This is a genomic window from Saccharopolyspora spinosa NRRL 18395 (genome assembly GCF_000194155.1).
GTDB lineage: Bacteria > Actinomycetota > Actinomycetes > Mycobacteriales > Pseudonocardiaceae > Saccharopolyspora > Saccharopolyspora spinosa.
The window spans coordinates 346,855-370,335 of record NZ_GL877879.1 but is presented as its reverse complement, the minus strand read 5'-3'; the positions used below and the strand labels follow the sequence as shown (position 1 = coordinate 370,335).

Below are 23,481 nucleotides of genomic sequence, written 5' to 3'. Positions count from 1 at the left end.
CGAAGATCCGATTTCCATTGAAATCGCACGGAGTTGTCCACACCCTCCGGCATGTCGTGGCCCGACACGCCGGAGGTCCGCGATTTCAATGGAAAACGACGGTCCGATTTCCATTGAAATCGCGGTCAGTCCCGGGAGCGCTGGATCGGGGGCCTCGGGTTCCTGGGGCCCGGCGGGCGCCGGAGGTTGTGCTGGGTCAGCTCCGTGAGCTTGATGCGGGCCGTCTGGATCGCCTGCTGCGTGCCCGCCGCCGACCGTCGCGCGTGCTTCAGGTCCTCGATCAGCTTCTCGCGACGAGCCCGGCGCGCCGCGCTGGTGGTCTGCCCCTGCGCGGCCCGGTGCTGTAGGAACGCCAGCTCGGTGACCGCGATCTGGTAGTCCCGCACCGCCTTCGCCGCCTCGTTCCCGGCGCTGCGCCGCACCTTGCGCAGCCAGCCGCGCCGACCCGCGAGCGTCGCGAGCATGTCCATCTCGCTGCGCACGATCAGCCCGGCCCGTTCCAGCACCGGCAGCTGCTGGATGACGATCCGCTGCTCCCGCTTGCGCTGCCACACCACGAGCCAGAAGGTGCCCAGGAAGATCGGCACCATGATCAGGAAGTAGACGTTCAGGAACTCCGTGCCACCGAGCAGCGTCGACGTGTTCCACACCGCGTGCACGAGCACCGCGCCAGCGAACCCGACCAGCAGGTACAGCAGCCGCAGCCGCTTGCTGTCGGTCCGCGAGGCCAACCCGATGCCGATGCCGAACATCGAGCTGAACAGCGGGTGCGAGAACGGCGCGAGCACCCCGCGCAGGATGAACACCGCCACGACTCCGCCACCGACGCTGCCCAGCCCGCCGGCGGCGAAAGCCTTGCCGAAGTACAGGATGTTCTCGGTGAAGGCGAAGCCCGCCGCGGTTAGCGACGCGTAGACGATGCCGTCGACCAGCCCGTTGAACTCCGACCGGCGGCGGAACCACAGCGCCACGACGAACAGCGCCTTCGCCGCCTCCTCCACCAGCGGGCCCGCCACCGCCGTGAGGAAGAACCGGTTGTCCGGGCCGAACAGGACGTTGCCGAGGTCGGTGATGGCGTCATTGAGCAGCAGCGAACACGCGGTCGCCCCGCCGGCGCCCCACAGGAACGCGCCGAGCAGCAGCATCGGCGGTTCCGGCTCCCAGCGGTCGATCCAGATGATCGCGGCGAACACCACGCCCACCGGCAGCAGGGCGGCCACCGCCCCGACCAGCGCGGGCGCCACCCCAACCTTCGAGGTGGTGACGCCGGCCATCACCAACCCGCACATTCCGAGCACGATCAGGCCGGCGACGGGCCATCCGACGGCGTGGTGCTTGCGGCTCTGGAGCCTGCGCGCGCCGGACAGATCGGCAGGCTGTCTCTGAAGATCAGGACTCGACACGGACAAAACCCTAGATAACGGCTCGGACAGGTGCCCGGATAGTCACCGTCTCAGGCGCGTCGGCGGCGTCGGCGTTGCGCATCGGAGGTACCCCCGTACGCGGCTAGCAAGTCGTTCACCGAGGTCCCCTCGGCGTGCGCGCCCGCCGGATCCGGCTCCGGCGGCGGGGCGACCGGTTCGGGCTTGGCCTCCGACGGCGCCGACGGCTCGGCGCGACGCGATGCCTCCGGGCGCTTGGCCGCGGCGGGGCGGGACGGGTGCACCTGGGCTGGCTGCGGCTTGGGCCGCTGCCGCTGCTTGGGCCGCCGCTCCGGCTGCTCCCCGGACAACGTGGTGATCAGCTCGGTGGTGGGCTGGGCGCCGTTGGAAGGCGTTGGTGCGGCGGGAAGTTCGCGCCCTGGCGGCGGGACGAGCTGGCCCTCCACCTTGCCGCGCTCGGGCAGCGAGCGGACCCGGGTGGATTCGGCGCGCAGCGCGACCCGCTCGAACAGCACGTCGCCGCCGAGCACCTTCTCCAGGCTCTCGCGCAGTCGGCGCAGCTCCGCCTGCAGCGCCTGCAATTCGCTCTCCGACTCGTCGGCGGCCTTGCGCCGCGCCTCGGCCTCGGCCTCCAGCTCGAACTCCCTGCGGGCCGCGATCTCCCGCTCCAGTTCGAGTTCGTAGATACGCTGGCTGTCCGCCGCGTGCTGCTCGCCTTCCACCACGCGGTTGCGCAACTTGGCGACCGCGAAGGCGCCGATCAGCGCCGACCACAGCGCGGCGACGAGCCCGAGGCGCAGCAGGCGGGCGTCGTTGGTGAGCACGAGCACCACCGTGGCGGCCGCGGCGAGCACTAGCACGAGCATCCACAAGGCTGTCGATCGCCCCCTGCGGGATCCGGATTCGGTGCTGCCGCGTTCGGACATGCCCACTACGGTACCGGGCGGTTATCAGTTCGAGATCTCTAGGGAAGAGACCGGTCTCCGCTTTGGCCGGTGCGGCGCAGCGCACCGCCGACCGAACGGCCGAACGAGTCGGCTCATTCCTCGTCGTCGTAAGGCTCTTCCGGCTCATCCGGATTACGCAGGCAGTTCTCCAGCCAGAGCCCGGCCGCGATCAACGCGCCCGCGCTGATCGCCCCGATCACCGCGGCGAAGGTGTCCGCCCGGGCTGCCTCGACAGTGCCGAGCCGCGGCAACAGGAAAGCGATCAGCCCCACCCACGCCCCGGCCATGATCGCGCCAGCCAGCGACGACGCCTTGGCCAACGCGACCGCGCGCGCGGCGGTCAGCCCGTCGACCGGTTCGGTGCCCGGCTTGCGCTTGACCCGCGGCCGCATGTTCAACGCCAGGAACAGGTCGATGAGCGCGATCAACAGCAGCGTCGCCCCGGCCAGCAGCGGCAGCGGCGGCAGCTCGCCGTACGCCAGCCTGGAGAGCAGGTAGACCACGACGGCCGCGGCCAAGCCGCCCACGATGAGCTGCCGGGGCTTGGTGAAGGTCAGGTGCTCTGCGTGTCGCGGTGCCACGGTTCCAGCATGGCACCTCACCTCACCCTGACCATCCGCGGGCGAAAATGCCCTTGAGTCTCCACCGACTGGAGGGTCGAAGGTGAATCCCGTGGACGACACCGTGCTCTACACGATCGGCGAGCTGGCCCGGCGAACCGGGCTGAGCGTCAAGACGATCCGGTTCTACTCCGACAGCGGCGTGGTGCCGCCCACCGACCGAACCGCAGCCGGCTACCGGCGCTACGACGTGACGGCCATCAGCCGGCTGGAGCTGGTGCGCACCCTGCGCGAGCTGGGCGCCGGGCTGAACGAGGTGCAGCGGTTCCTCGCCAGCGAGACCACGCTCTCGAACCTGGCCAAGGCGCACCTGGAGCTGCTGGAGGAGCAGATGCGCGTGCTGCAGACCCGGAGGGCGGTGCTGCGGGCGGTCGTGAAGCTCGACCGATCGACCGAGGAGGTACGACTCATGCACAAGCTGGCGCAAATGTCCGACGAGGAGCGCAACCGGCTGATCGACGAGTTCTGGGACGAGGTCAGCGCGGACCTCAACATCACCCCGGGATTCACGGATTGGCTACGCCAGGCCAAACCGAACCTGCCCGCCGACCCGACGGCCGAACAGCTGGAGGCCTGGATCGAGCTGGCCAAACTGGTGCGGGAACCCGACTTCCGGCGCGCCGTCCGGGCGCTGTACCAGGAGCACTCCGACCGCCGCGACGCCGGCGAAACGCTGGTGGCGGACCAGGAAGAAGCACAGAAGTGGTGGGCGGTCACCGACGAGGCGCGGGTGCTCGTCGAGTCGGGGACGTCACCGGAGGGCGCCGAGGCTCAGGCCCTGGCCAAGCGGATGATGGCGCTGTGGGGCCGGGCCGACACCGCGGCGTCCCGCCGCGAGCTCGCGGCAGACTACGAGAACCGCACCGACGAGCGGATGTCGCGCTACTGGGAACTGCTGGCGACCATCAACAACTGGCCGAAGCACCCGGTCACGGCGGCCACCACCCGATGGCTGGCCGCCGCCCTCCGCGCGTCGAACGAGTAAGCGGCGCATCACCCGGGCGGGCGCGATCTCGCGAGGAGCCGCATCCGGGCAGTGGTCGATTTCGCGGAAAATCGACCACTGCCCGGCGGAAACTGGGATCGCCCGGGACAGCGCAGCTTCTCGCCAAACTGCGCCGGACCCAGGATTCCTCAGTGGACGATCAGCGGAGCGCCAAGTCGGCGCGGCGGTGGACGTCGTCGATCTCGTTGCGGGGCAAGGCTTCTAGGAGGTCCGCGACGCGGCCGTGGCCGGGCAGTTCGGCGTTCGGCTCGATCGCCAGCCACGGGATCAGCACGGTGGCGCGGCTCGGCGTGCCGGGGTGCGGCAGCAGCAGCTCGGGGTCCTCGCTGCGGACACCGTCCACAGTGACCACATCGACGTCCAAAGTCCTAGGGCCCCAACGCTGTTCGCGGCGGCGTTCGGCCTGCCGCTCCAGCGCCTGGCCCCGGCGCAACCAGCCCCACTCGTCGAGTTCCGGCGATTCCACGATGAGCACCGCGTTGAGGAAGTCCGGCTGGTCGGTGACCCCCCACGGCGCCGTCTCGTACACCGGGGACGCCGCGACCAGCACGTCCGAGAGGCCTTCGACGGCGAGCCGGAGGTACGCCAGCCGGTCCCCGAGGTTCGACCCGAGCGAAAGCACCGCCCTGCTCAAAGCAACCTCCCGATATCGCACGGCCCGCGAAGGGCACCGTTTTGCTGAACACCCGTGACCGCTTTTCGGCCCCGTAGCTAGAGGCGCCGTAGCACCCGAAAGCGCTCACTGAACCCCACGGCTCACGCCGGGACGACGTTGCCGCGACCGCCGCGGCGGGAGCGGCGGATGGTCACCGCCACGTCCGCGAAGGTCAGCCGGATCGGCGCGCTCGGCTTGTGGATGGTGACCTCGGCGGCGTGCACCCGCTCGTCGGACATGACGTCGTCCGCGATCTCGCCGGCCACCGCCTCGATCAGGTCCTTCGGCGGCCCGGCGACGATCGCCGCGGCCCGCTCGGCCAGCTCGCCGTAGTGCAGCGTCTTCGCCAGGTCGTCGCTCGTTGCGGCGTCCCCGAGGTCGATCCAAACCGTGATGTCGACGAAGAAGTCCTGCCCGTCGCGCTTCTCGTGATCGAAGACGCCGTGGTTGCCCCGCACCTTCAGGCCGGTCAACGTGATCCGGTCAGCCACCGAGTTCTCCTCCGTTGCGCCACGCGGCGGTCACCGCGACGGCATCCAAGGATTGCCGGACGTCGTGCACCCGCACGCCCCAGGCCCCGCGATCCGCCGCCAGCGCCGACACCACGGCGGTCGCCGTCTCCCGCCCGGCGGGCGGCCGCGGCTTGCCGTCGGCGTCGGCCAGCAGTCGCCCGAGGAACCGCTTGCGCGAGGCCCCGACCAGCACCGGGAAACCCAGGCCCGCGAAGACGTCGAGCCGCTGCAGCAGCTGCCAGTCGTGCGCCCCGCTCTTGGCGAACCCGAGCCCCGGGTCCAGCACGATCGCGTCCTCGGCCACGCCGGCGGTCAGCGCCGCGTCGACCTGCTGCAGCAGCTCATCGCGCACCTCCGCGACGACGTCCTGGTACACCGCGAGGCTGATCATGTCCTTGCTGTGGCCGCGCCAGTGCATCAGCACCCACGGCAGCCCGGTGTCCGCCGCGACGTGCACCATGTCCGGGTCGGCCAGGCCGCCCGAGACGTCGTTGATCATCGCCGCGCCGGCCTCTGCGGTCGCCGCCGCGACCTTGGCGCGGGTGGTGTCCACGCTCACCGGAACACCGGCGGCGACCAGCTCGCGCACAACCGGCAGCACGCGCTCGATCTCGGTGGCGGCGTCGACGCGTTCCGAGCCGGGCCGGGTCGACTCACCGCCCACGTCGATGATGTCCGCGCCCAGCCGGTGCATCTCGATGCCGTGCGCGACGGCCGCCGCCCGGTCCAGGTAGCGCCCGCCGTCGGAGAACGAATCCGGGGTCACGTTGAGCACGCCCATCACCGCGCAGCGCGGCGGGTGCGGCATCAGCGAATGCATCATCGACCCCTGATCAGCGACAACGCCTCGGAGCGCGAGGAAGCCGAGCTGCGGAACTGACCGCGCACCGCGGAGGTCGTGGTCGTCGAACCGGCCTTGCGAACCCCGCGCATGCCCATGCACAGGTGCTCGGCGTCGATCACCACGATCACCCCGCGAGGCTCCAACCTGCGCACCAGCGCATCGGCGACCTGCGAGGTCAACCGCTCCTGCACCTGCGGGCGCTTGGCGTAGAGGTCCACCAGCCTGGCCAGCTTGGACAGCCCGGTCACCCGACCCATTTCATTAGGAATATATCCAATGTGAGCAACTCCATGAAATGGCAAAAGGTGATGCTCACAGTTGTGGGTCAGATGTCCATTAATCAGAAATGTCGGATGCGGATCGCATTTAAAACTATGAACCGTGTACGGCTCTGCTCCAGACGCTTCCAGCGAACGAACCGATTCGACTTTAACCCACTGCGACTCGATAAGATCGGTACGGTGCGATTCCTGGGCGAATCCGTGGCGGAGAATCCAGTCGTCCGAAACGTACAATTCCGAAGCCTGCGTCAGACTTGGCGTGAACCTCGCGGAGATCACCCGCGCGATGTCATCGAGGAACGGCACGTTGCGTCCTGTGATCACCCGGAAGCGACGACTACTCATTCGGCACCCGTCGCCGTCCACGCAGCCGTCCAGGAAGCCCCTGAACGTGGTCTCGTTCGACATCACGACTCGCGGGAACCGCTGCCGCTGGTGGTGCGCGTCCCCTCCGACGTACTGGCGCACCAGGTCAGCCAGGTAGGAGGAAACGACTCGCACGCGGAAGCCCTCGACCTGGCGTTGCAGGTGGCCGGACGGCCGCTCGATCTCCTCGATCGCGGCGTCTGTGCCGAAGGCCTGGTCGAGTGCGTAGGCGAAGTTCTTCGCGACGTCGCGATCGTTCACCACCAACGACACGTAATGGTCGCCGACCGTGCCGTCCGAGCACAACGCTCCCAGCGCGTAACCGAATTCGTAACCGATCTTCGGCTGCCAGCGCTGGCGGCACAGCTTCTTCGGCGGCGTCCACTCGATGTAGGTACCCGCCACATCCTTGGCTTCCTGCCACCCCTGCGGCGTTGCCAGCGGATGGTCAGGAGTGACCTGGAATCGGCCCTTCTCCGTGACGACCTCGACGAGTTCGCGCTTCTGGTGCGAACTGACCTCGACGACCTCGGTCTGCTCGACCTTGCCGTCGACGAGGGTCCAGAAACGATCACCGATCCGGACGTCCCGAGCGGGCTTCGCGCCACCGACCAGGTTGACGGTCTGCTTGCTCGGCACGCACTGGGAGTACACCGGGATGTCGCGGACCAGGACGAGTTCCTCGTGGGCCTCGTCGAAGGTCTTGTCCAGGACCTCGTCGGGGTTCGTATACAGCCCCGCGAACAGCTCGTGGTAGGCGCGGGCGACGCGGGCCGGGGTGTCCCGAAGGCCCTCCCGGTCCGGGTCCTCACCGGCCGCGAGCAGCAGCTCCCGGACGGCCGCCTCGGCGCGGGCGTGGTCGAACTGGGGAATGTGGAAAGAGCCGTCGGGACGGGAGTCGCCTCCCGCCCCGATCGGCTCGTCGACCGTGCTGGTCAATTTGTCTTTCCTCCACCGGCTGAGGCGCCCGGAGGCGCCGAGTGCACCGGAGTGATCAGCGGCTGGAGTTGCCGCTGCCGTTGTCCTGAGCCGAGTCCTGGCCCGTCTCGGGGTTGGGCCGCGGGGCTTCCTCCGCCTTCGGCTCGCCCTGCTGCGGTGCCGGGTGCTCGGCCGGAGCCTGCTGCCCGCGCTCCCAGGACGGGGTCCAGTTGTACTGGCCGCCGCCCCCACCGGGGTAGCTCGAACCGGACGGGTTGGTCGCCGGGGTCCACCCGGGCGGCGCGCCGTAGTTCGGCGGAACCGCCTGCGGCACCTGGCCGTGCTGGCCCGACTGCTGCTGCCCCTGGTTCGGGTTCTGGAACTGCACCGCGCCCTGGTGCGCACCCGCACCGGCACCGGCCGGGGTCGGCTGCTCGTGGTGCGGCGGAGCACCGTTCTGGTTGCCCGCTGCACCCGCCGGGGACGGCGTCGGAGTCGGCTCCTCCTTGACCGGGGGCCACGGCTCGCCGCGCTCCTTGGCCAGCTCGCCAGCGGTCTTGATCGGCGGCTTGTCCGACGGAGTGCGACCACCGAAGTCGTTGAACGCGGTGATCCTGGGGCGCTTCTGCACTCGGGCGAAGATCCGCTCCAGGTCCTTGCGGTTCAGCGTCTCCTTGTCGATGAGCTCCAGCACGACGTCGTCGAGCACGTCGCGGTAGGTGTTGAGCACCTCCCACGCCTCGGTGTGCGCGGCCTCGATCAGCCGGCGCACCTCCTCGTCGATCTCGTGCGCCACTTCCAGCGAGTAGTTCGGCTGCTGACCGGCGGTACGGCCGAGGAAGGGGTCACCCTCTTCCTTGCCGTACTTGACCGCGCCCAGCCGGGCGGTCATGCCGTACTCGGTGACCATCGCGCGGGCGATCTTGGTGGCCTGCTCGATGTCGCTGGACGCACCCGTGGTCGGCTCGTGGAAGACCAGCTCCTCGGCGGAGCGGCCACCCAGCGCGAACACCAGGCGGGCGATCATCTCCGAGCGGGTCATCATGTCCTTGTCGTCTTCGGGGACGACGAGGGCGTGCCCGCCGGTGCGACCGCGCGGCAGGATCGTCAGCTTGTACACCGGCTCGAGGTCGGGCATCGCCCAGGCGGCCAGCGCGTGCCCACCCTCGTGGTAGGCGGTGATCTTCTTGTCCCGCTCCGAAATGATCTTGCTCTTCCGGCGCGGGCCGCCGATCACGCGATCGACCGCTTCCTCCAGCGCGGCGGCCGTGATCAGCTGGCCGTTCTCCCGCGCGGTGAGCAGGGCGGCCTCGTTGACCACGTTCTCCAGGTCGGCGCCGGAGAACCCGACGGTGCGCTTGGCCAGGCTGTCCAGGTCAGCGTCCTGCGCCAACGGCTTGCCCTTGGAGTGCACGTTCAGGATCGCGCGGCGACCGCGCATGTCCGGCGCGGACACCGGGATCTGCCGGTCGAAGCGGCCCGGGCGCAGCAGCGCCGGGTCCAGGATGTCCGGCCGGTTCGTCGCGGCGATCAGGATGATGCCGCCGCGCGAGTCGAAGCCGTCCATCTCGACCAGCAGCTGGTTGAGGGTCTGCTCCCGCTCGTCGTGCCCACCGCCGAGGCCGGCGCCGCGCTGGCGGCCGACCGCGTCGATCTCGTCGACGAAGATGATGCACGGCGCGTTCTGCTTGGCCTGTTCGAACAGGTCGCGGACGCGGGAGGCACCGACACCGACGAACATCTCGACGAAGTCGGAACCGGAAATCGAGTAGAACGGCACACCGGCCTCACCGGCGACGGCTCGGGCGAGCAGCGTCTTACCGGTGCCCGGCGGGCCGTACAGCAGGACGCCCTTCGGGATCTTGGCACCGAGGGCCTGGTAGCGGCCGGGGTTCTGCAGGAAGTCCTTGATCTCGTGCAGTTCCTCGACGGCCTCGTCGGCACCCGCGACGTCCGAGAACATCGTCTTGGGCATGTCCTTGGTGAGCTGCTTGGCCTTGGACTTGCCGAAGTTCAGGACGCGGTTACCGCCGCCCTGGACGTTGTTCATCATCCACATCAGCAGCAGCACGAGCAGGCCGATCGGGACGAGGTAGAACAGCATCTGCACCCAGAACGAGTCCTGGGTGACCTTGGTGTTCCACGTCGGCACGTGCGCATTGCGGATCTCGGCGACCACCTGGTCGGTGGCACCGGCCGGGTACTGCGCGATCAGCTGTTCGCTGCCCTGGAAGCCTTGGCCGGGGTTGAGGGTCAGCCGAACCCGCTGCTCCTTGTCCTCGATGGTCGCTTCCTTGACCTTGCCCTGGGCGATCTGTTCCAGGGCCTGCGAGGTGGAGACCTCGCGGTAGGAGCGAGTCTCGTCAAAGAGCACGCTGAACGCGTAGATCAGCAGAAACGCTGTCAGGATCCACAGCAGCGGGTTGCGGAGCAGGCGCTTTCGGTCCATTCACTTGCGGCCGTCGGGCGGCCTCGACCCTCCCTGACTGTCACTTCGGGCAACGGCTGTTGGTAGACATACTTCGTCATCGCCGTCAACCCCTTCAGACCAGCGTACCGGCCGATGCGAGGGCACGACCATGCCGAGCTGACGCAGGACGCTCAGCGTACTCGGCCACCGGGGCGCAATGGGGCGGGAGGGCCGAACCGGACACGCCTGCCCGGCCGCTCCCGGCTCACACGCCGGACGTGTAAACCTTCGGATCGAGCGTGCCGATGTAAGGCAGGTCACGGTAGCGCTCGGCATAGTCCAGCCCGTACCCGACCACGAACTCGTTCGGGATGTCGAAGCCCACGTACTTCACCGGGACGTCCACCTGCACCGCGTCGGGCTTGCGCAGCAGGGTGCACACCTCCAGCGAGGCGGGATTGCGCGAACTCAGGTTCTTTAACAGCCAGGACAGCGTCAGCCCGGAGTCGATGATGTCCTCGACGATCAGCACGTGCCGGTTGGCGATGTCCCGGTCGAGGTCCTTGAGGATGCGCACCACGCCGGACGACGAGGTGGACGAGCCGTAGGAGCTGACCGCCATGAACTCCAGCTGGGCCGGCTGGGGCAGCGCCCGCGCGAAGTCGGTCATGAACATGACCGCGCCCTTGAGCACACCGACCAGCAGCAAATCACCACCCGCGTCCTGGTAGTCCTCGTCGACCTGCTTTGCCAGCTCGGTGACCTTGTCGTTGATCTGCTGCTCGGTGATGAGCACAGAAGCGATGTCGCCGTCGTACACGGCCCGGCTTCCCCTCTTGTCGAATCGACGGGACACCGGTTCCCGGCGCTGGTAACCCAGCCGCCCGAACCGAACGCCTCGGCGTCCCGTCAACCATTCGGCGGCTTGCAACCCGCCGCTTCCACCAAAAGCGTGCCATGCGCCCGGCGCAGCACAAAGTCGCCTGGCAAGGCGGGCCCGCCTTGGCCGCGCCAGTCGGACACCAACGCGTCCGCCGCGCGCAGGTGTTCGTCGGTGATCTCCGGGATCCCGCGCTCCAGTAACCACACCCGCAGCACCCGGCGCCGCAGCGCGCCCGGAACTTCCTGCAATGCCACGGCATCGAGCACCTCACCGGCCTCGACGCGACCGCGCACCTCGGCGGCCAGCGAGTCCAGCGCGTCGGCGTCCTCACGCAGCTGCCGAGCGGTGCGCGCGAGCGCCTCCCGCACCCCGCCCTGCAATGCATCTTCAAGCAGCGGAAGGACTTCTGTGCGCAACCGCACACGCGTGAAACGCGCATCGGAGTTGTGCGGGTCCAGCCACGGCTCCAGGCCGAGCGCCGCGCAGGCGGCCTCGGTCGTGGCCCGGCGGACGCTCAGGAACGGGCGCGCCCACGGCGGATCCACCGGCCGCATCCCGGCGATCGACCGAGCCCCCGAACCCCGCCCGAGCCCGAGCAGCACGGTTTCGGCCTGGTCATCGAGGGTGTGTCCGAGCAGCACCAACGAACCCGGCGGGCGCTCCGCGCGCAGCGCCGCGTAGCGCGCGCGACGTGCAGCAGCCTCAAGCCCACCGCCGCGCCCGACCTCGACCTCGATCACCCGGGCCGAGCAGCCCAGACCGCGGAGCTGCTCGGCGGCGCGGTCGGCGACGTCGGCGGAGCCGACCTGGAGCCCGTGGTCCACGACCAGACCATGCACCGCGACGCCCTCGCGGCGAGCGACGTGCGAGGCGGCAGCGGCGCGGGCGCCAGCGAGTCCGCGCCGCCGGAGCACGCGACCGCCAGCGGAGCGCCGCGAAACGGCGCCGCCTCGGCGGAGCCGAGCAGGCGCCGGAGCGCGCCGCGAACGGCGCTGACGGCGGGATCGGGCGGCGGCACGCCGCTATTCTCCCGCGTGCGATTTCAATGGAAATCGCACCTCTGATTTCCATTGAAATCGAAGTCACCCTCCCGGCGGACCCGGGTCAGCCGTGGACCCGGCGGATCCAGGCTGCCGGGTCGCTGATCTCGGCGCGGGTCGGCAGGTGGTCCGGGGACGTCCAGATCGCGTTGAAGTCGGCCATCCCGATGGCGTCCACGACGTGCCGGGCGAACGCCGCGCCCTGCGCGTACTGGCGGATCTTCGCATCCACCCCGAGCAGGCTGCGCAGCACCCGGTCGAGGAGGCCGCCGCCCTTCCGGCGCTCCGTGAAGCGCTGGCGAATGGTGGCCACGCTGGGCACCACCCGCGGACCCACCGCGTCCATCACGTGGTCGGCGTGGCCTTCCAGCAGCGTGGAGATGGCGATGATGCGGTCCAGCGCGGCCCGCTGGCTCGGCGTCTGCAGCAGCTCGATCACCCCGAGCATGCCCGGGCTGGAGTCGCTGCTGGAGCGGGTCGAGCGGGCTTCCCGCAGCACCGCAGGCAGCCGGGTCAGCAGCTCACCGGTCGTGCCCTCCATCTCCGCAAGCAGCGTGCCCAGGCTTTCCGCGAAGTGCTCGCGCAGCCACGGCACCGCGTTGAACTGCAGCCGGTGCGTCGACTCGTGCAGGCACACCCACATCCGGAAGTCGTCGCCGGGCACCCCGAGGGACTTCTGCGCCGCGACAATGTTCGGCGCCACCAGCAGCAGCCGGCCGTGCTGCCCGGCGACGCCGGATTCGCCGTACGGGTCGAACTGGCCGAGCACCTTGCCGCCCAGGTAGGCGAGCACCACCCCGGCCTGCACCCCCGCGCCGCGCGCGCTGATGCCGCCGAAGAGGTCGTTGCCCCGCAGCACCTGAGAGTCCGCTGTGGACAGTGCGGCGTCGGTGAGTTCGGCGAGGCCGTCCGCGGCGCCGCGCACCCAGGCGGGCCGGTCGACGACGTCCCCCTCGGCGATCGGCAGGTGCTGGCCCAGGCCGGTCAGCTCGCGGACGTGGGATTCGGCTTCGACGCTGAACTGCCGCAGCGAGCGCACCGCCTGCTCGGCTTCCGACCGGGGCACCTCCGGCCCCGGCTTCATCAGCCGGACCGCGGTGGCGACGGCGACGTTCCAGTCCAGCGCCCGATGCTCCCCGGTGGTGCCCCGGTCCGGGGACGGGGACAGGGTGGAAGGTCGGGCGTTCACACGACCGACCGTACCCCGCCCACAGCCCCGCAGGTACCTCACTTTCGAGGCCACATCTGCTGAGCCACGCACCGTTTCTGCTGGTCAATGACCGCGCGTGGTGGTGGGCGCCATCGCGCCCGAGCGCACTCACGGTGCCTGACCTGCGAAAACATCCGTGCGTCGGTCAGCGGCAGCCGCAGCCGCGCAGGGCTTCGGCCACGCCGTCCAGCGCGGGCCTGGCGACCGCTGGGCTCGTGCCGTTGGACATGAGCGCGAACACCAGCAGCCTGCCGTCCTTCGTCACCACCGTGCCGGCCAGGCTGTTGACGCCGTTCAGGGTGCCGGTCTTCGCCCGCACCCAGCCCTGGCCGGGGCTCCCGCCGTAACGGTCGCTCAGGCTGCCGCTGCCACCGGCGATCGGCATCCCGGTGAGCAGCCCGCGCAGCTTCGCCGACTGTGGTGCCAGTCCGCCCTCCGGGCTCGCCGGGGCGGTCGCCGAGGCCAGCAGCGCGGAGAGCAGCTTGGGCGTGGTCCGATCGTCCAGGGACAACCCGCTGCCGTCGGACATGGTCGTGCCGGTGACGTCGAAGCCGTGCTGCGCCAGCACATCGCGCACCGCCTTGGCCGAGCCCCCGAACGACGGGGCGTTGCCGGTTGCGATGGCCACCTCGCGCGCCAGCGCCTCGGCGAGCAAGTTGTCCGAGTGCTGCATCGCGATGTCGACCATCTCCTGCACGGTCGGCGACTGCACCTGGGCGAGGACCTGCGCGTTCGGCGGCGCCACGCCCTTCGACACCTGCGTCGCGCCGAGCCCGGCGGCGAGCCGCTGCGCGGCCTCCATCGCCGGGGTCGAGGTCCGGGGGCTGTAGTCCTTGGTCGGGTCGTCCCGGCCCCCGTCCAACATCACCGGTTCCATCGGCGCCATCATCCCGCCGGCCACGTCCTGCGGCAGCCAGCCCGGCGCGAGGCCGGGTCCGGTGTACCGGCTGGTGTCCACCAGCACAGACGTCACGTCGCCCCCGGCCGCGGCCCGGGCCTGGGCGATCAGGTCGTCGAACCGGGCGGCCCCCGGATAGACCGACTCCTTGCCGACGGGCAGCGTGGACAGCGTTAGGTCACCACCGCCGACCAGCACCACGGTGCCCGGTTGGCTGCCGCGCACCACCTTGGTGGTGAGCCGCTGGTCGTGGTCCAGGACGAGCAGCGCCGCGCTCATGGCCAGCAGCTTCCCGGTAGACGCCGGGACCATCACCTGACCGGCGTTCTGCTGCCGCAGCACCTGTCCTGTCTGGGCGTCCAGCACCACACCGGCGAAGGTGCCCAGACCAGGGTTGCTCAGCGCTCCGGCGAGAGCGTTGTCGAGGCCCGCCTTCGTGGGCAGCGGCGCGTTCTGGTCGAGCGGCTTGATCGCCGGGTTGAGCCGGACCGGCGCAGGCGGATCGGCGAGCTGCGCTTTCAGCAGCGCGTCGACCAGCGTCGGACCGAACGCGATGCCGGCCCCGAGCAGCACGACGACGATCACGGCGACCGCGATCAGCCCCCGGCGACGGCGATGCAGCGGCGCTGCCTTCGGCGGTTCTTCGCCCAATGGCGGCACGGGCTCGGCGCTCGGCGGGATGCGCTGCGGCTGCGCCCGCGATCCGGTCAGGCCCGCGAAGTCCGCCGGCGAAGCGGGCTTCGCCCCGGCGAGGCCGGCGAAGTACGCCGGCGAAGCGGGTTGCGGCGGGATGCGCTGCGGCTGCGCCCGGGGCGGCGTCAGGCCAGGGAAGTCCGCTGGCGAAGCGGCAGCAGGCGGGGTGAGGCCGGCCGAGTCCTGCGGCGAACCGTCGGACGGCTTGGCGTGCGGGGCGGTCAGGCCCGCGAAGTCCGCGGCGGACGCGGGGCGCGGCGGCGGGCCGTCGAAGTCCGGCCGGGCGAACTGCTGTGTCTGCTCGGCGGGAGCGACCGGCGGCACGGGCTTGATGTGCTGCGTCGCAGGCCCCGGGTCCACGGCGCGCAGCGCTTCGAGGTCCTTGAAGTCGATCCGAGTGGTCTTCTCGGCCTCGGTCTCCGCCGGGAGCTTCGCGATCTGCTGCGTCGAGTCGATGGGCCGGGCGGCGACTCGCGGGATCTGCTGCGTCTCGTCGATGCGCGGCGGCTCGACGGGCCCGGCGAGCTCGACCCGGCTGATCTGCTGGGTCTGCTCGACGTTGCTGCGCGGCGGCGTCGCATCGGTGATCGGCGAGAACCGCTGCGTCAGCTCGACGGCGGTGACCGGCGGCTCGACGATGCGCTCCTGGTCGCCGGTCGGCCGATCATCCGCCTCCGGCTCCTCGCCCCCGGCAGGCCGATCGTTCAGCTCCGGCGCTACGTCGCCAGGCCGATCATCCGGATCCGGCACCTCGTCACCAGTCGGCCAGTCGTCCCGCTCCGGTTCCTCTTCGCCGCGCGCCGTTCCTGGCTTGCGACCGGCGTCCGGCCCGGTCGTCGTCCCTGCCGCCGCACCGGCGGCGACTGCGGCTGCTGCCCCGGGCGAAGTCCCAGCAGCGGGTTCCTCGCTCGACGCGGCCCCGGTACTGGCCCCGGTACGAGCTTTCGGGGCAATGCTCGTTTCATCCCCGGCCCCTGCCGTGGCTTCCCCGGCAGGCTCGGCCGACGTTGCGGATTCGGCACCCGCGGTCTTCGGCCCAACAGCGGCTTCAGCGGATTCCTTGGGGGAATCAGGACCGCCGTCGGTTCGCGTTCCTGACTCGGGAGCTTCTCCCGGCTTGGTCCCAGCACCGGCCGACCCGGAGTCTGCGGCCGTTTCGGTCCTGGCCTCCGCATCGTCGGCCGGCTCGGCACCAGCATCGTCCGCCGGCTCGGCACCAGCATCGACAGTGGGCCCGGCAGCTGCTTCCGCACCAGCTCCAGAGGCGTCTTCCGCGTCCGCCTCGGAACCAGTGCCCTCGGCCCCATCAGCGGGAACTGGTTCAGTCTTCGTCCCAGCGTCGGCTACCGCCCCAGATCCAGCAGCAGCCCCAGATCCAGCAGCGTCGTTAGATCCAGCAGCAGTTCCAGTTTCGGCAGCAGTTCCAGTTTCGGCAGGCGCGTCGGAGCCGGTGTGCGTGTCGGTTTCCGTTCCAGATTCGGTGTCCGCGCCGGAATCCGATCCTGCGTCAGGGCCGGAAACCGTGGACTCGGCTGCCGTTGCGGACTCCGCGTCAGCGCCGGAATCCGCTTCAAGTTCGACTTCCGCGCCGGTTTCTGCTTCTGGTTCGGTGTCCGCGCCGGAATCCTCTTTTGGGGCCCGTTCGGTGTCGGAGCCGGAAGTCGCTGCCGCGTCGGAACTTTCGGCGGCAGCGGTCGTCTCTGCGGACTCAGCCGCCGTTCCGGCGTCCGCCCCGGTTTCCGTTCCAGAGTCCGCGCCGGAAACCGCTGTCGCTTCGGAATCTCCGGCAGCGGCGTCGGACTCGACGGCCGCTGCGTTCTCAGCGCGTTCGGGTGCAGCTGCAGCTCCGGCGGCCTCGACCGTGCCGCGGGGCGCGCTGCTGGCCTCCGCGCCGGAAGCGGAAGCAGTGCCCGGGTTCTCGGCCTTCTCGCCGGACTCGCCGTCGGCCAAGGCGCCGGCCTTGCCGCCGTCGGCCTCCTCGCCAGCGTTGCCGGCCTTGTCTTCGGACTTGCCGCCGGGATCGACCTCGCCATCGGTCTGCTCGCCGGACTCCGCCTTCGAGGCGGCTTCGTCAACCTCTTCTCCGGAGTCATCGGCGCCAGCCCCTTGTCCGGACCGGTCCTCGGCCGGCGGGCCATCAGCCTCGGCCGCATCGGATGCGGACGTCGGCATCGCCGGTTCTCCGCCGAGGCTTCCCGCGACGGGCTTCGACGCGCTGGCCACAGCGTCCTTCGCGGACGCAGTGCCGACACCGTCGGCTGCAGGCGGCTGGGTCGCCTGGACCGCGTCGGCCTTCTCCGCCCCCTTGGCCTCGACGGTGCCGTCGGCCTCGGCGTCAACGGTCGTCGGCCGGGCGGTCTGCTGCACGGCAGCCTGCTCGGAGTCGGCACCGTCCTGCGGTGAAGGGGAATCCTCGGCGTCCGGCTGATCGGCGCTGTCGCGGCCCCGCTCCCCGCCAGGAGCACGATCAACGGTCTTCAGCCGGGCGGTCTCGCCCGGCGAGTCCGTCGCTGCCTCCGACGACTCGGCCGCAGCGGCTGTGTCCGTGGTCTCATCGGCATCGGCCCGCGCCGCCGGCTTCCGGGGCGCGCCGCTCGCCTCCGCGACCTCGGATTCCGCGGCGTTCGACGAAGTCACGGCGTCGGTCGGCGGGCTGGTTCCGGTCCGGGGCGGGGTGGTCTCCGACGTCTCCGCGGCTTGGTCTCCGGCAGGCCGGTCCGGCTGCGAGCCGTCCGGGGACGACGCATCGGTTCGGGTCGGGCTCTCGCTATCCGATGTTGACGCACGGACGTCGGGTTCGGACACCTCACCCCCGCTGTTCTGGGGTTCGGGCACGTGCTCCTCCTCGACGGTTCGCCAGACTTCCAAATTGCGAGCTCCCGCACTGCGGTGGGGCCCGGAGAGCTGCCGTGGTCCACACTAGACGTGGTCGCACGCGCGAGCGGCCGGCTGCATCCGACGCAAGACGAGTGAGGAACCGCGTGGACTTCGACGTCACGATCGAGATCCCCAAGGGGAACCGGAACAAGTACGAGGTGGACCACGAGACGGGGCGAATCCGTCTCGACCGGACGCTGTTCACCGCCACCCAGTACCCGGCAGACTACGGGTTCGTCGAGGACACCCTCGGCGAGGACGGCGACCCGTTGGACGCGCTGGTCCTGGTCCAGGAACCGACGTTCCCCGGCTGCTTGATCAAGTCGCGCGCCATCGGCATGTTCCGGATGCGCGACGAGAAGGGCGGCGACGACAAGGTCATCTGCGTTCCCTCGGACGACCCGCGGCAGGAGCACCTGCGCGACATCCACCACCTCGCCGAGTTCTACAGGCTGGAGATCCAGCACTTCTTCGAGGTGTACAAGGACCTGGAACCGGGCAAGAGCGTGGAGGGCGCGACGTGGGTCGGCCGCACCGAGGCCGAAGCGGAGATCAAGCGCTCGTACGAGCGGGCCAAGGAACAGGGGCACTGAACCACCGCCCCGGGCCCTCGCCGCGCTGGATGCGGTGAGGGCCCTTTCACTTGTGGAGCACCGAGTCCGTGAGCGCTTCTGGGCATCCCCGCTCACAGGACCTGACCAGGCACTTCGTGAACTTGTCCACAGGCCTGGGGATAACTGAGCTTTCTGTGGACAAATCTGGGGACAGATCATTCCAGTCAGTCCAGGCGGATGTCGCGGAGCAGCCAGGTGAAGGCGAAGGCGACCAGGACCACGCAGCCACCGACGAAGAACACCGTGTCCATCGAACTGGCGAAGCCCTCCAGGATCGGCCGCGCCAGCCGCGGGTCCAGGCCGTACAGGAACGACGTGTCGTTGATGTCGAGGCCGGCCCCACCACCTTGCTGCATAGCTTCGGCGAACGACCGGTTCACCGGGTTCGCCAGCACCTCCGGGTCGCGCAGCGCCGCGGTGAACTCCGGCGTGGCGAACGCCGCTTGCGTAGCATCCGCGATCCGGCCGCCGACCGTGCTGAACAGCACCGACAGGAACGCCGTCGCGCCGACGGTGCCGCCGGTCTGCCGGAACAGGTTCACCGACGCCGTCGCCACGCCCATGTCGCGCGGGGTGGCGCCGGTCTGCACCACGAGCGTCAGGGTCTGCATGAGCATGCCCAGCCCGCAGCCCATCACCACCGCCGTCAGCCCCACCTGGACCAGCGACGTGTCCACCCCGATCAGGCTGAACAAGAACAGCGAGGTGGCCATGAAAGCGGCACCGATGATCGGGAAGATCTTCAGCCGGCCCGTCTTGGCGATCAGCTTGCCGACGACGCCGGTCGCGACCATGATCCCGGCGGTCATCGGCAGCAGCATCAGCCCCGCCTCGGTCGGGCTCAGACCCTTGACGATCTGCAGGTACAGCGGCACCGAGCTCAGCCCGCCGAACATGCCGATGCCGACCAGGAAGTTGAGCAGGTTGCCCATCCGGAACGACGACTGCCGGAACATCCGCAGCGGCAGCAGCGCCTCGGCTCCCATCCGGCGCTCTGCGACGACGAACAGCAGCAGCCCGACCGCGCCGATGGCGTACATGGCCAGCGAGGTCGACGACAGCCAACCCCACTCGCGGCCCTGCTCGGCGACGGTCAGCAGCGGCACCAGCAGCACGACCAGCGCCGCCGCGCCCACGTAGTCGATCCGGTGCCGGACGCGTTCGGTCGCCACGTTGAGCACCTTCGCGACGACGGCCAGCGCGGCCAGCCCGACCGGCAGGTTCACCAGGAACACCCAGCGCCAGCCGTCGATGCCTAGGAAGCTGTCCATGCCGGCGAACAGGCCACCGATCACCGGCCCGATCACGCTGGAGGTGCCGAACACCGCCATGAAGTAGCCCTGGTAGCGGCTGCGCTGCCGGGCGGGGAGCAGGTCCGCGATGATCGTCAGCGCCAGCGACATCAGGCCACCGCCGCCGAGGCCCTGGATGGCGCGGAACGCGGCGAGCTCGTAGATCGAGTTCGCCATCCCGCACAGCAGCGAACCGACCAGGAACAGCGAGATCGCGGTCAGGTACAGCGGCTTGCGGCCGTAGATGTCGGAGAGCTTGCCGTACAGCGGCGTGGTGATGGTCGCCGTGATGAGGTATGCGGTGGTGACCCAGGCTTGCGCGGTCTGCCCGTGCAGCTGGTCGGCGACAACGCGGACCGCCGAGCTGACGATGGTCTGGTCGAGCGCGCCCAGGAACATGCCCAGCATCAGGCCGGTGAGCACGGTCAGGATCTGGCGGTGGCTCAGCGCGGATCCGGCGGTCTGCGCAGTTGGCACAGCCGTTTCCGACATGGTTTTCCCCTTCAGGGGTGCTCCTCGTGATGCGCCGACGGGCGAGTCCGGCGGGAGCGCTGCGGCACGAACACCCCCAGGAATTTGCGTGCAGCACTCAACTAGTTGCCGGGATCAACTATGGCCTGCGAACAAATACGAGGCAACTTCGTTTCCTGTGCCTTGGGCCACGTCAGCGCCGACGCGCACCCGCCTATCTGGGCGTCGCCAAGGCAGTGCCACCGGACCGGCGCAGCACGACGACCGTCGAGGCGCGCTTCCCGCTGCCCGGCGTGAACCGCTCGCACCGCTCGCGCGGCGATCGCGGTTGGTAGAACCAGGCCAGCTCGGCCCACACCCGCACCACCACCACCCACCGCCGGCGCAGGTGCCTGCAGATCGCCGGAGCCAGCACGACCAGACCGGACATCGTCGCCAGCGGCACCATCCACCAATGCATCCCGCTCCCTCCTCGCGGGAGCGGAATGGCGCTCCGCCCGGCACGTGATGCGGCGATCGCCAGCATCACCCAATTGTCCAACATAAATTCAACGCACGTTGATTTCTTGGTCCGCTCCGCGCTACCTTGCTTGCAACGGCGCGGGAGGTTGGCCATGAGCACGCTAGAGACCCGGGTCCTGCTCGACCTCGGCGAGATCGGCGCGAGCGACGGCGAGCTGGCCGGCGGCAAGGCCGCCAACCTGGGCGAGCTGTCGGCGGCGGGATTCCGGGTGCCACCCGGCTTCTGCATCAGCACGCTCGCCTACGACGAGGTCTGCCGCGAACTCACCGGCGACCTGATCGACCGGTTGCCCGGGTCGGCAGCCGAGATCCGCTACCGGCTCGCCGACGCCGAAATCCCCGCCGAGCTGGCCGCCGCGATCACCGCCGCCTACGCCGAACTCGGCCCGGACGCGCCGGTGGCGGTGCGTTCGTCCGCCACCGCCGAGGACCTACCGCACGCCAGCTTCGCCGGCCAGCAGGACACCTACCTGAACGTCATCGGCGAGGCGGCGCTGCTGGACGCCGTGCGCCGCTGCTGGAGTTCACTGTGGACGGACCGGGCGGTGGCCTACCGGGCGGCCAACGACATCGACCACCGCGCGGTGCGGCTGGCGGTGGTCGTGCAGCGCATGGTCGACGCGACGGCGGCCGGCGTGCTGTTCACCGCGAACCCGGTCACCGGACGGCGAACCGAAACCGTGATCGACGCGAACACCGGACTCGGCGAATCGGTGGTGTCCGGCGCGGTCACCCCGGACCACTTCGCGGTGGAGTCCGGCCGGATCACCGCGCGGCGGCTCGGGGACAAGCCCACCAGCGTCCACCCGAAGCCCGGCGGCGGCACGGAAACCGTTGCGCAGCAGGGAAATCAGCCTTCGATAACGGATGATCAGGCCTGCGGGCTCGCCGCGCTGGGTTCGGAAGTGGCGCGGCACTGCGGCGGGCCGCAGGACATCGAGTGGGCCATCGACGGCGACGGCACCACGTGGCTGACCCAGTCTCGGCCGATCACCACGCTGTTCCCGCTGCCTGCCGAACCGCACGACGGCCTGCACGTCTACCTGTCGATCAACGTCGCGCAGGGCGTCTACCGGCCGATCACGCCGATGGGGGCGGCGACGCTGGCACTGACGTTCAACAACCTCATGCGCAACCTCGGCATCCCGACCGACGGACCGCGGCCGAAGCTGTGGCGGCAGGCCGACGGTTGGCTGTTCGCCGACATCACCAGCATGACCCGGAACAAGATCGGCCGCGCCGTGGCCCCCAAGGTGTTCGCGATGGCCGAAGCCCGCACCGGAAAGGTCTTCGAGTCGCTGCTCGACGACCCGCGCCTGCCGCTGGATCCGAAGGTGCCGTGGCCGCTGCTGCGCCGGCTCGCCGGGATCTTCGCGCGCACCAAGGCGCCGATCGAGGCGATGCGCACGCTGCGCGACCCCAAGCGCGCTCGCGAGCGGATCTTCGGCATGGTCCGGGAAATCCGGGCGGAGCTGGCCGCCGGCCCCGAGCCGTCCTCCGCTCGGGAGCGGCTGGCCGCGGCGCGGCGGAGCGTCACGGAGATCGCGGTCCCGCGAATCGCGCAGATCCCGCCGAGGATGCTGCCCGCTCTCGTCCTCAGCCGACTGCTCCCGAAGCTGGCGGGCAAGGCCGCCACCGCCGAAGAAGTGCAGATCGTGCTGCGCGGCATCCCGCACAACGTCACCACCGAGATGGACCTGGAACTTTGGGGGATCGCGCAGCTCGCCCGCCGGGATCCCGAAACCGCCCGGCTGTTCGCCGGATCCTCCATCGACGAGCTCGCCGAGCACTACCAGTCCCGGAAGCTGCCGGTAGAAGTCCAAAATGAACTCGATGCGTTCCTCGAGCGCTACGGGCATCGGACAGTGGCGGAGATCGACATCGGGGTTCCGCGCTGGTCCGAGGCCCCGGCGCACGTGCTCGGGCTCGTCGCGAACTACGTGCAGACCGGCGAAAGCGGCCACGACGCAGACGAGCAGTACCGGCGCGGGGTGGCCGACGCGGAGCGGATGGCCGCCGAGATCGTGTCCCGGCTCAAGAACCCGCTGCGGGCTCGGGTCGTCGGCTTCGCGATGGACAGGGTGCGGCAGCTCGCCGGGCTCCGCGAAATGCCGAAGTACTGCATCGTGCTGGCGATCGCGAACGCCCGCAAGCACCTGCTGGCCGTCGGCCGGGAACTCGCCTCCACCGGTCGCCTGGAGCGCGCGGAGGACGTGTTCTTCCTCGACTACGACGAGCTCGCCGAGGCGGTCTCGGGCGCCGATCACCGGAATCTGGTGGCACAGCAACGAGAAACCCACGAACGCGAACTGCGGCGCCGGCACCCGCCGCGGGTGCTGCTCTCAGACGGCACCGAACCCGAGGCGACGCTGCCCACGCCGGCGGTCGACGGTCAGCTGATCGGGACATCGGCTTCGGCGGGCACCGTGACCGGGACGGCACGAGTGGTGCGCGACCCGGTCCGCGCGCGGCTCGCCCTCGGCGAGATCTTGGTGGCGCCGTCCACGGATCCCGGCTGGACGCCGCTGTTCCTGACCGCGGGCGGCCTGGTGATGGAGATGGGCGGGCCGAACTCGCACGGCGCGACGGTGGCCCGGGAGTACGGAATCCCCGCCGTGGTGGGAGTTCCGGAAGCCACGACCCGAATCACTGACGGCCAGCGGATAACCGTCCACGGCGCCACTGGCACCGTCGAACTAGACCGGTGAGCCCGGCGATCGCCCCGCTCGGGCACGGAATCGACTGCTGGACGCGGGCTGGGTGGCGATTTCACGCGAAACCGCCACCCAGCCATCCCCGGAGCGGCTCCTCCCCTCCCCGCAGCTCCGTTCCCGCTGGTCAACGCCCGTGAGCGCGGTTGGGGCCATAGAGCGTTTTGGAAGTGATCGACCAAGGTGCGGTAGTGCGGGCTCTTGTCTTTGAAGTCCCGAAGCCGCGTAATTCTGGTCCCGCAAATCGGGGATCCCGCATTCCAGGTGGCGTTTGAGGTTCCGCCACCCGCAGCGCCACACAGAACGAGAGTGAAAGCAGTCGCTGCAGC

General features: G+C 70.0%; 15 protein-coding genes and 3 pseudogenes. 3 read left to right on the top strand and 15 right to left on the bottom strand.

Annotation, left to right across the window (positions count from 1 at the left end):
* Positions 1–125 precede the first annotated feature (125 nt).
* The 3 genes from SSPN_RS44830 to SSPN_RS0120795 all read right to left on the bottom strand — a co-directional run bounded on the left by SSPN_RS44830 (position 126) and on the right by SSPN_RS0120795 (position 2,886).
* Positions 126–1,403 carry a PrsW family intramembrane metalloprotease gene (locus SSPN_RS44830; protein WP_044575229.1) on the bottom strand — a complete coding sequence of 426 codons (1,278 nt, stop codon included), beginning with the start codon at positions 1,401–1,403 and terminating at the stop codon, positions 126–128.
* Positions 1,404–1,453: 50 nt separating this feature from the next.
* Entirely contained in the window at positions 1,454–2,248 is a 795-nt protein-coding gene (locus SSPN_RS0120800; RefSeq protein ID WP_010308131.1) for a DUF6779 domain-containing protein, read from the bottom strand.
* A gap of 173 nt (positions 2,249–2,421) precedes the next feature.
* A complete protein-coding gene (locus tag SSPN_RS0120795; RefSeq protein ID WP_029535557.1) occupies positions 2,422–2,886 on the bottom strand; it encodes a DUF3180 domain-containing protein in 465 nt (154 codons plus the stop codon).
* Between the two features lie 115 nt (positions 2,887–3,001).
* Between SSPN_RS0120795 and SSPN_RS0120790 the strand changes: the two genes are divergently transcribed.
* On the top strand, positions 3,002–3,934 hold the full coding sequence (locus SSPN_RS0120790; protein WP_010308123.1) for a MerR family transcriptional regulator: 933 nt from the start codon (positions 3,002–3,004) through the stop codon (positions 3,932–3,934).
* A gap of 160 nt (positions 3,935–4,094) precedes the next feature.
* Here SSPN_RS0120790 and folK read toward each other — a convergent pair whose 3' ends face one another.
* From folK to dacB, 10 genes and pseudogenes are all read right to left on the bottom strand, one after another.
* Complete coding sequence (gene folK / locus SSPN_RS0120785; protein ID WP_029535556.1) at positions 4,095–4,589, bottom strand: 2-amino-4-hydroxy-6-hydroxymethyldihydropteridine diphosphokinase; 495 nt, start codon at positions 4,587–4,589, stop codon at positions 4,095–4,097.
* Between the two features lie 122 nt (positions 4,590–4,711).
* Complete coding sequence (folB, locus tag SSPN_RS0120780) at positions 4,712–5,101, bottom strand: dihydroneopterin aldolase (protein ID WP_010308116.1); 390 nt, start codon at positions 5,099–5,101, stop codon at positions 4,712–4,714.
* Positions 5,094–5,945, bottom strand: coding sequence for a dihydropteroate synthase (folP, locus tag SSPN_RS0120775; RefSeq protein WP_029535555.1), 852 nt, complete (start codon positions 5,943–5,945; stop codon positions 5,094–5,096). The genes folB and folP overlap by 8 nt, the downstream gene beginning before the upstream one ends.
* A pseudogene (folE, locus tag SSPN_RS44825) lies at positions 5,942–6,283 on the bottom strand (GTP cyclohydrolase I); the annotation flags it as partial. The pseudogene folE and the gene folP, both read right to left, overlap by 4 nt.
* 969 nt (positions 6,284–7,252) lie before the next feature.
* Positions 7,253–7,528: pseudogene (locus SSPN_RS44815) on the bottom strand (GTP cyclohydrolase I); the annotation flags it as partial.
* A gap of 79 nt (positions 7,529–7,607) precedes the next feature.
* Complete coding sequence (ftsH, locus tag SSPN_RS0120755; RefSeq protein WP_010308102.1) at positions 7,608–9,980, bottom strand: ATP-dependent zinc metalloprotease FtsH; 2,373 nt, start codon at positions 9,978–9,980, stop codon at positions 7,608–7,610.
* A gap of 226 nt (positions 9,981–10,206) precedes the next feature.
* Entirely contained in the window at positions 10,207–10,761 is a 555-nt protein-coding gene (hpt, locus tag SSPN_RS0120750) for a hypoxanthine phosphoribosyltransferase (protein ID WP_010308098.1), read from the bottom strand.
* A gap of 89 nt (positions 10,762–10,850) precedes the next feature.
* A pseudogene (gene tilS / locus SSPN_RS44810) lies at positions 10,851–11,842 on the bottom strand (tRNA lysidine(34) synthetase TilS).
* A gap of 86 nt (positions 11,843–11,928) precedes the next feature.
* Positions 11,929–13,053, bottom strand: a complete 1,125-nt coding sequence (locus tag SSPN_RS0120740) for a zinc-dependent metalloprotease (protein ID WP_010308091.1) — start codon at positions 13,051–13,053, stop codon at positions 11,929–11,931.
* A 166-nt stretch (positions 13,054–13,219) separates the two neighbouring features.
* Positions 13,220–17,500, bottom strand: coding sequence for a D-alanyl-D-alanine carboxypeptidase/D-alanyl-D-alanine endopeptidase (dacB, locus tag SSPN_RS49130; RefSeq protein ID WP_049887644.1), 4,281 nt, complete (start codon positions 17,498–17,500; stop codon positions 13,220–13,222).
* Between the two features lie 146 nt (positions 17,501–17,646).
* On the opposite strand from dacB, the gene SSPN_RS0120730 reads away from it, so the two are divergent.
* Positions 17,647–18,135 (top strand): inorganic diphosphatase, encoded by a 489-nt coding sequence (locus SSPN_RS0120730; RefSeq protein ID WP_010308085.1) that lies wholly within the window; start codon positions 17,647–17,649, stop codon positions 18,133–18,135.
* 185 nt (positions 18,136–18,320) lie between these two features.
* Here SSPN_RS0120730 and SSPN_RS0120725 read toward each other — a convergent pair whose 3' ends face one another.
* Both SSPN_RS0120725 and SSPN_RS0120720 read right to left on the bottom strand, forming a co-directional pair.
* Complete coding sequence (locus SSPN_RS0120725) at positions 18,321–19,940, bottom strand: MDR family MFS transporter (RefSeq protein WP_010308082.1); 1,620 nt, start codon at positions 19,938–19,940, stop codon at positions 18,321–18,323.
* A 193-nt stretch (positions 19,941–20,133) separates the two neighbouring features.
* Complete coding sequence (locus SSPN_RS0120720; RefSeq protein WP_010308080.1) at positions 20,134–20,379, bottom strand: hypothetical protein; 246 nt, start codon at positions 20,377–20,379, stop codon at positions 20,134–20,136.
* Positions 20,380–20,533: 154 nt separating this feature from the next.
* On the opposite strand from SSPN_RS0120720, the gene SSPN_RS0120715 reads away from it, so the two are divergent.
* A complete protein-coding gene (locus SSPN_RS0120715) occupies positions 20,534–23,149 on the top strand; it encodes a PEP/pyruvate-binding domain-containing protein (protein WP_010308076.1) in 2,616 nt (871 codons plus the stop codon).
* The last annotated feature ends 332 nt before the right edge of the window (positions 23,150–23,481 follow it).

Excerpts from the sequence above, each read along its gene's own strand:
- SSPN_RS0120800 (WP_010308131.1), bottom strand. The coding sequence starts at position 2,248 with ATGCTCGTGCTAGTGCTCGCCGCGGCCGCCACGGTGGTGCTCGTGCTC.
- folP (WP_029535555.1), bottom strand. The coding sequence starts at position 5,945 with ATGATGCATTCGCTGATGCCGCACCCGCCGCGCTGCGCGGTGATGGGC.
- ftsH (WP_010308102.1), bottom strand. The coding sequence starts at position 9,980 with ATGGACCGAAAGCGCCTGCTCCGCAACCCGCTGCTGTGGATCCTGACA.
- SSPN_RS0120725 (WP_010308082.1), bottom strand. The coding sequence starts at position 19,940 with ATGTCGGAAACGGCTGTGCCAACTGCGCAGACCGCCGGATCCGCGCTG.
- SSPN_RS0120720 (WP_010308080.1), bottom strand. The coding sequence starts at position 20,379 with ATGCATTGGTGGATGGTGCCGCTGGCGACGATGTCCGGTCTGGTCGTG.
- SSPN_RS0120715 (WP_010308076.1), top strand. The coding sequence starts at position 20,534 with ATGAGCACGCTAGAGACCCGGGTCCTGCTCGACCTCGGCGAGATCGGC.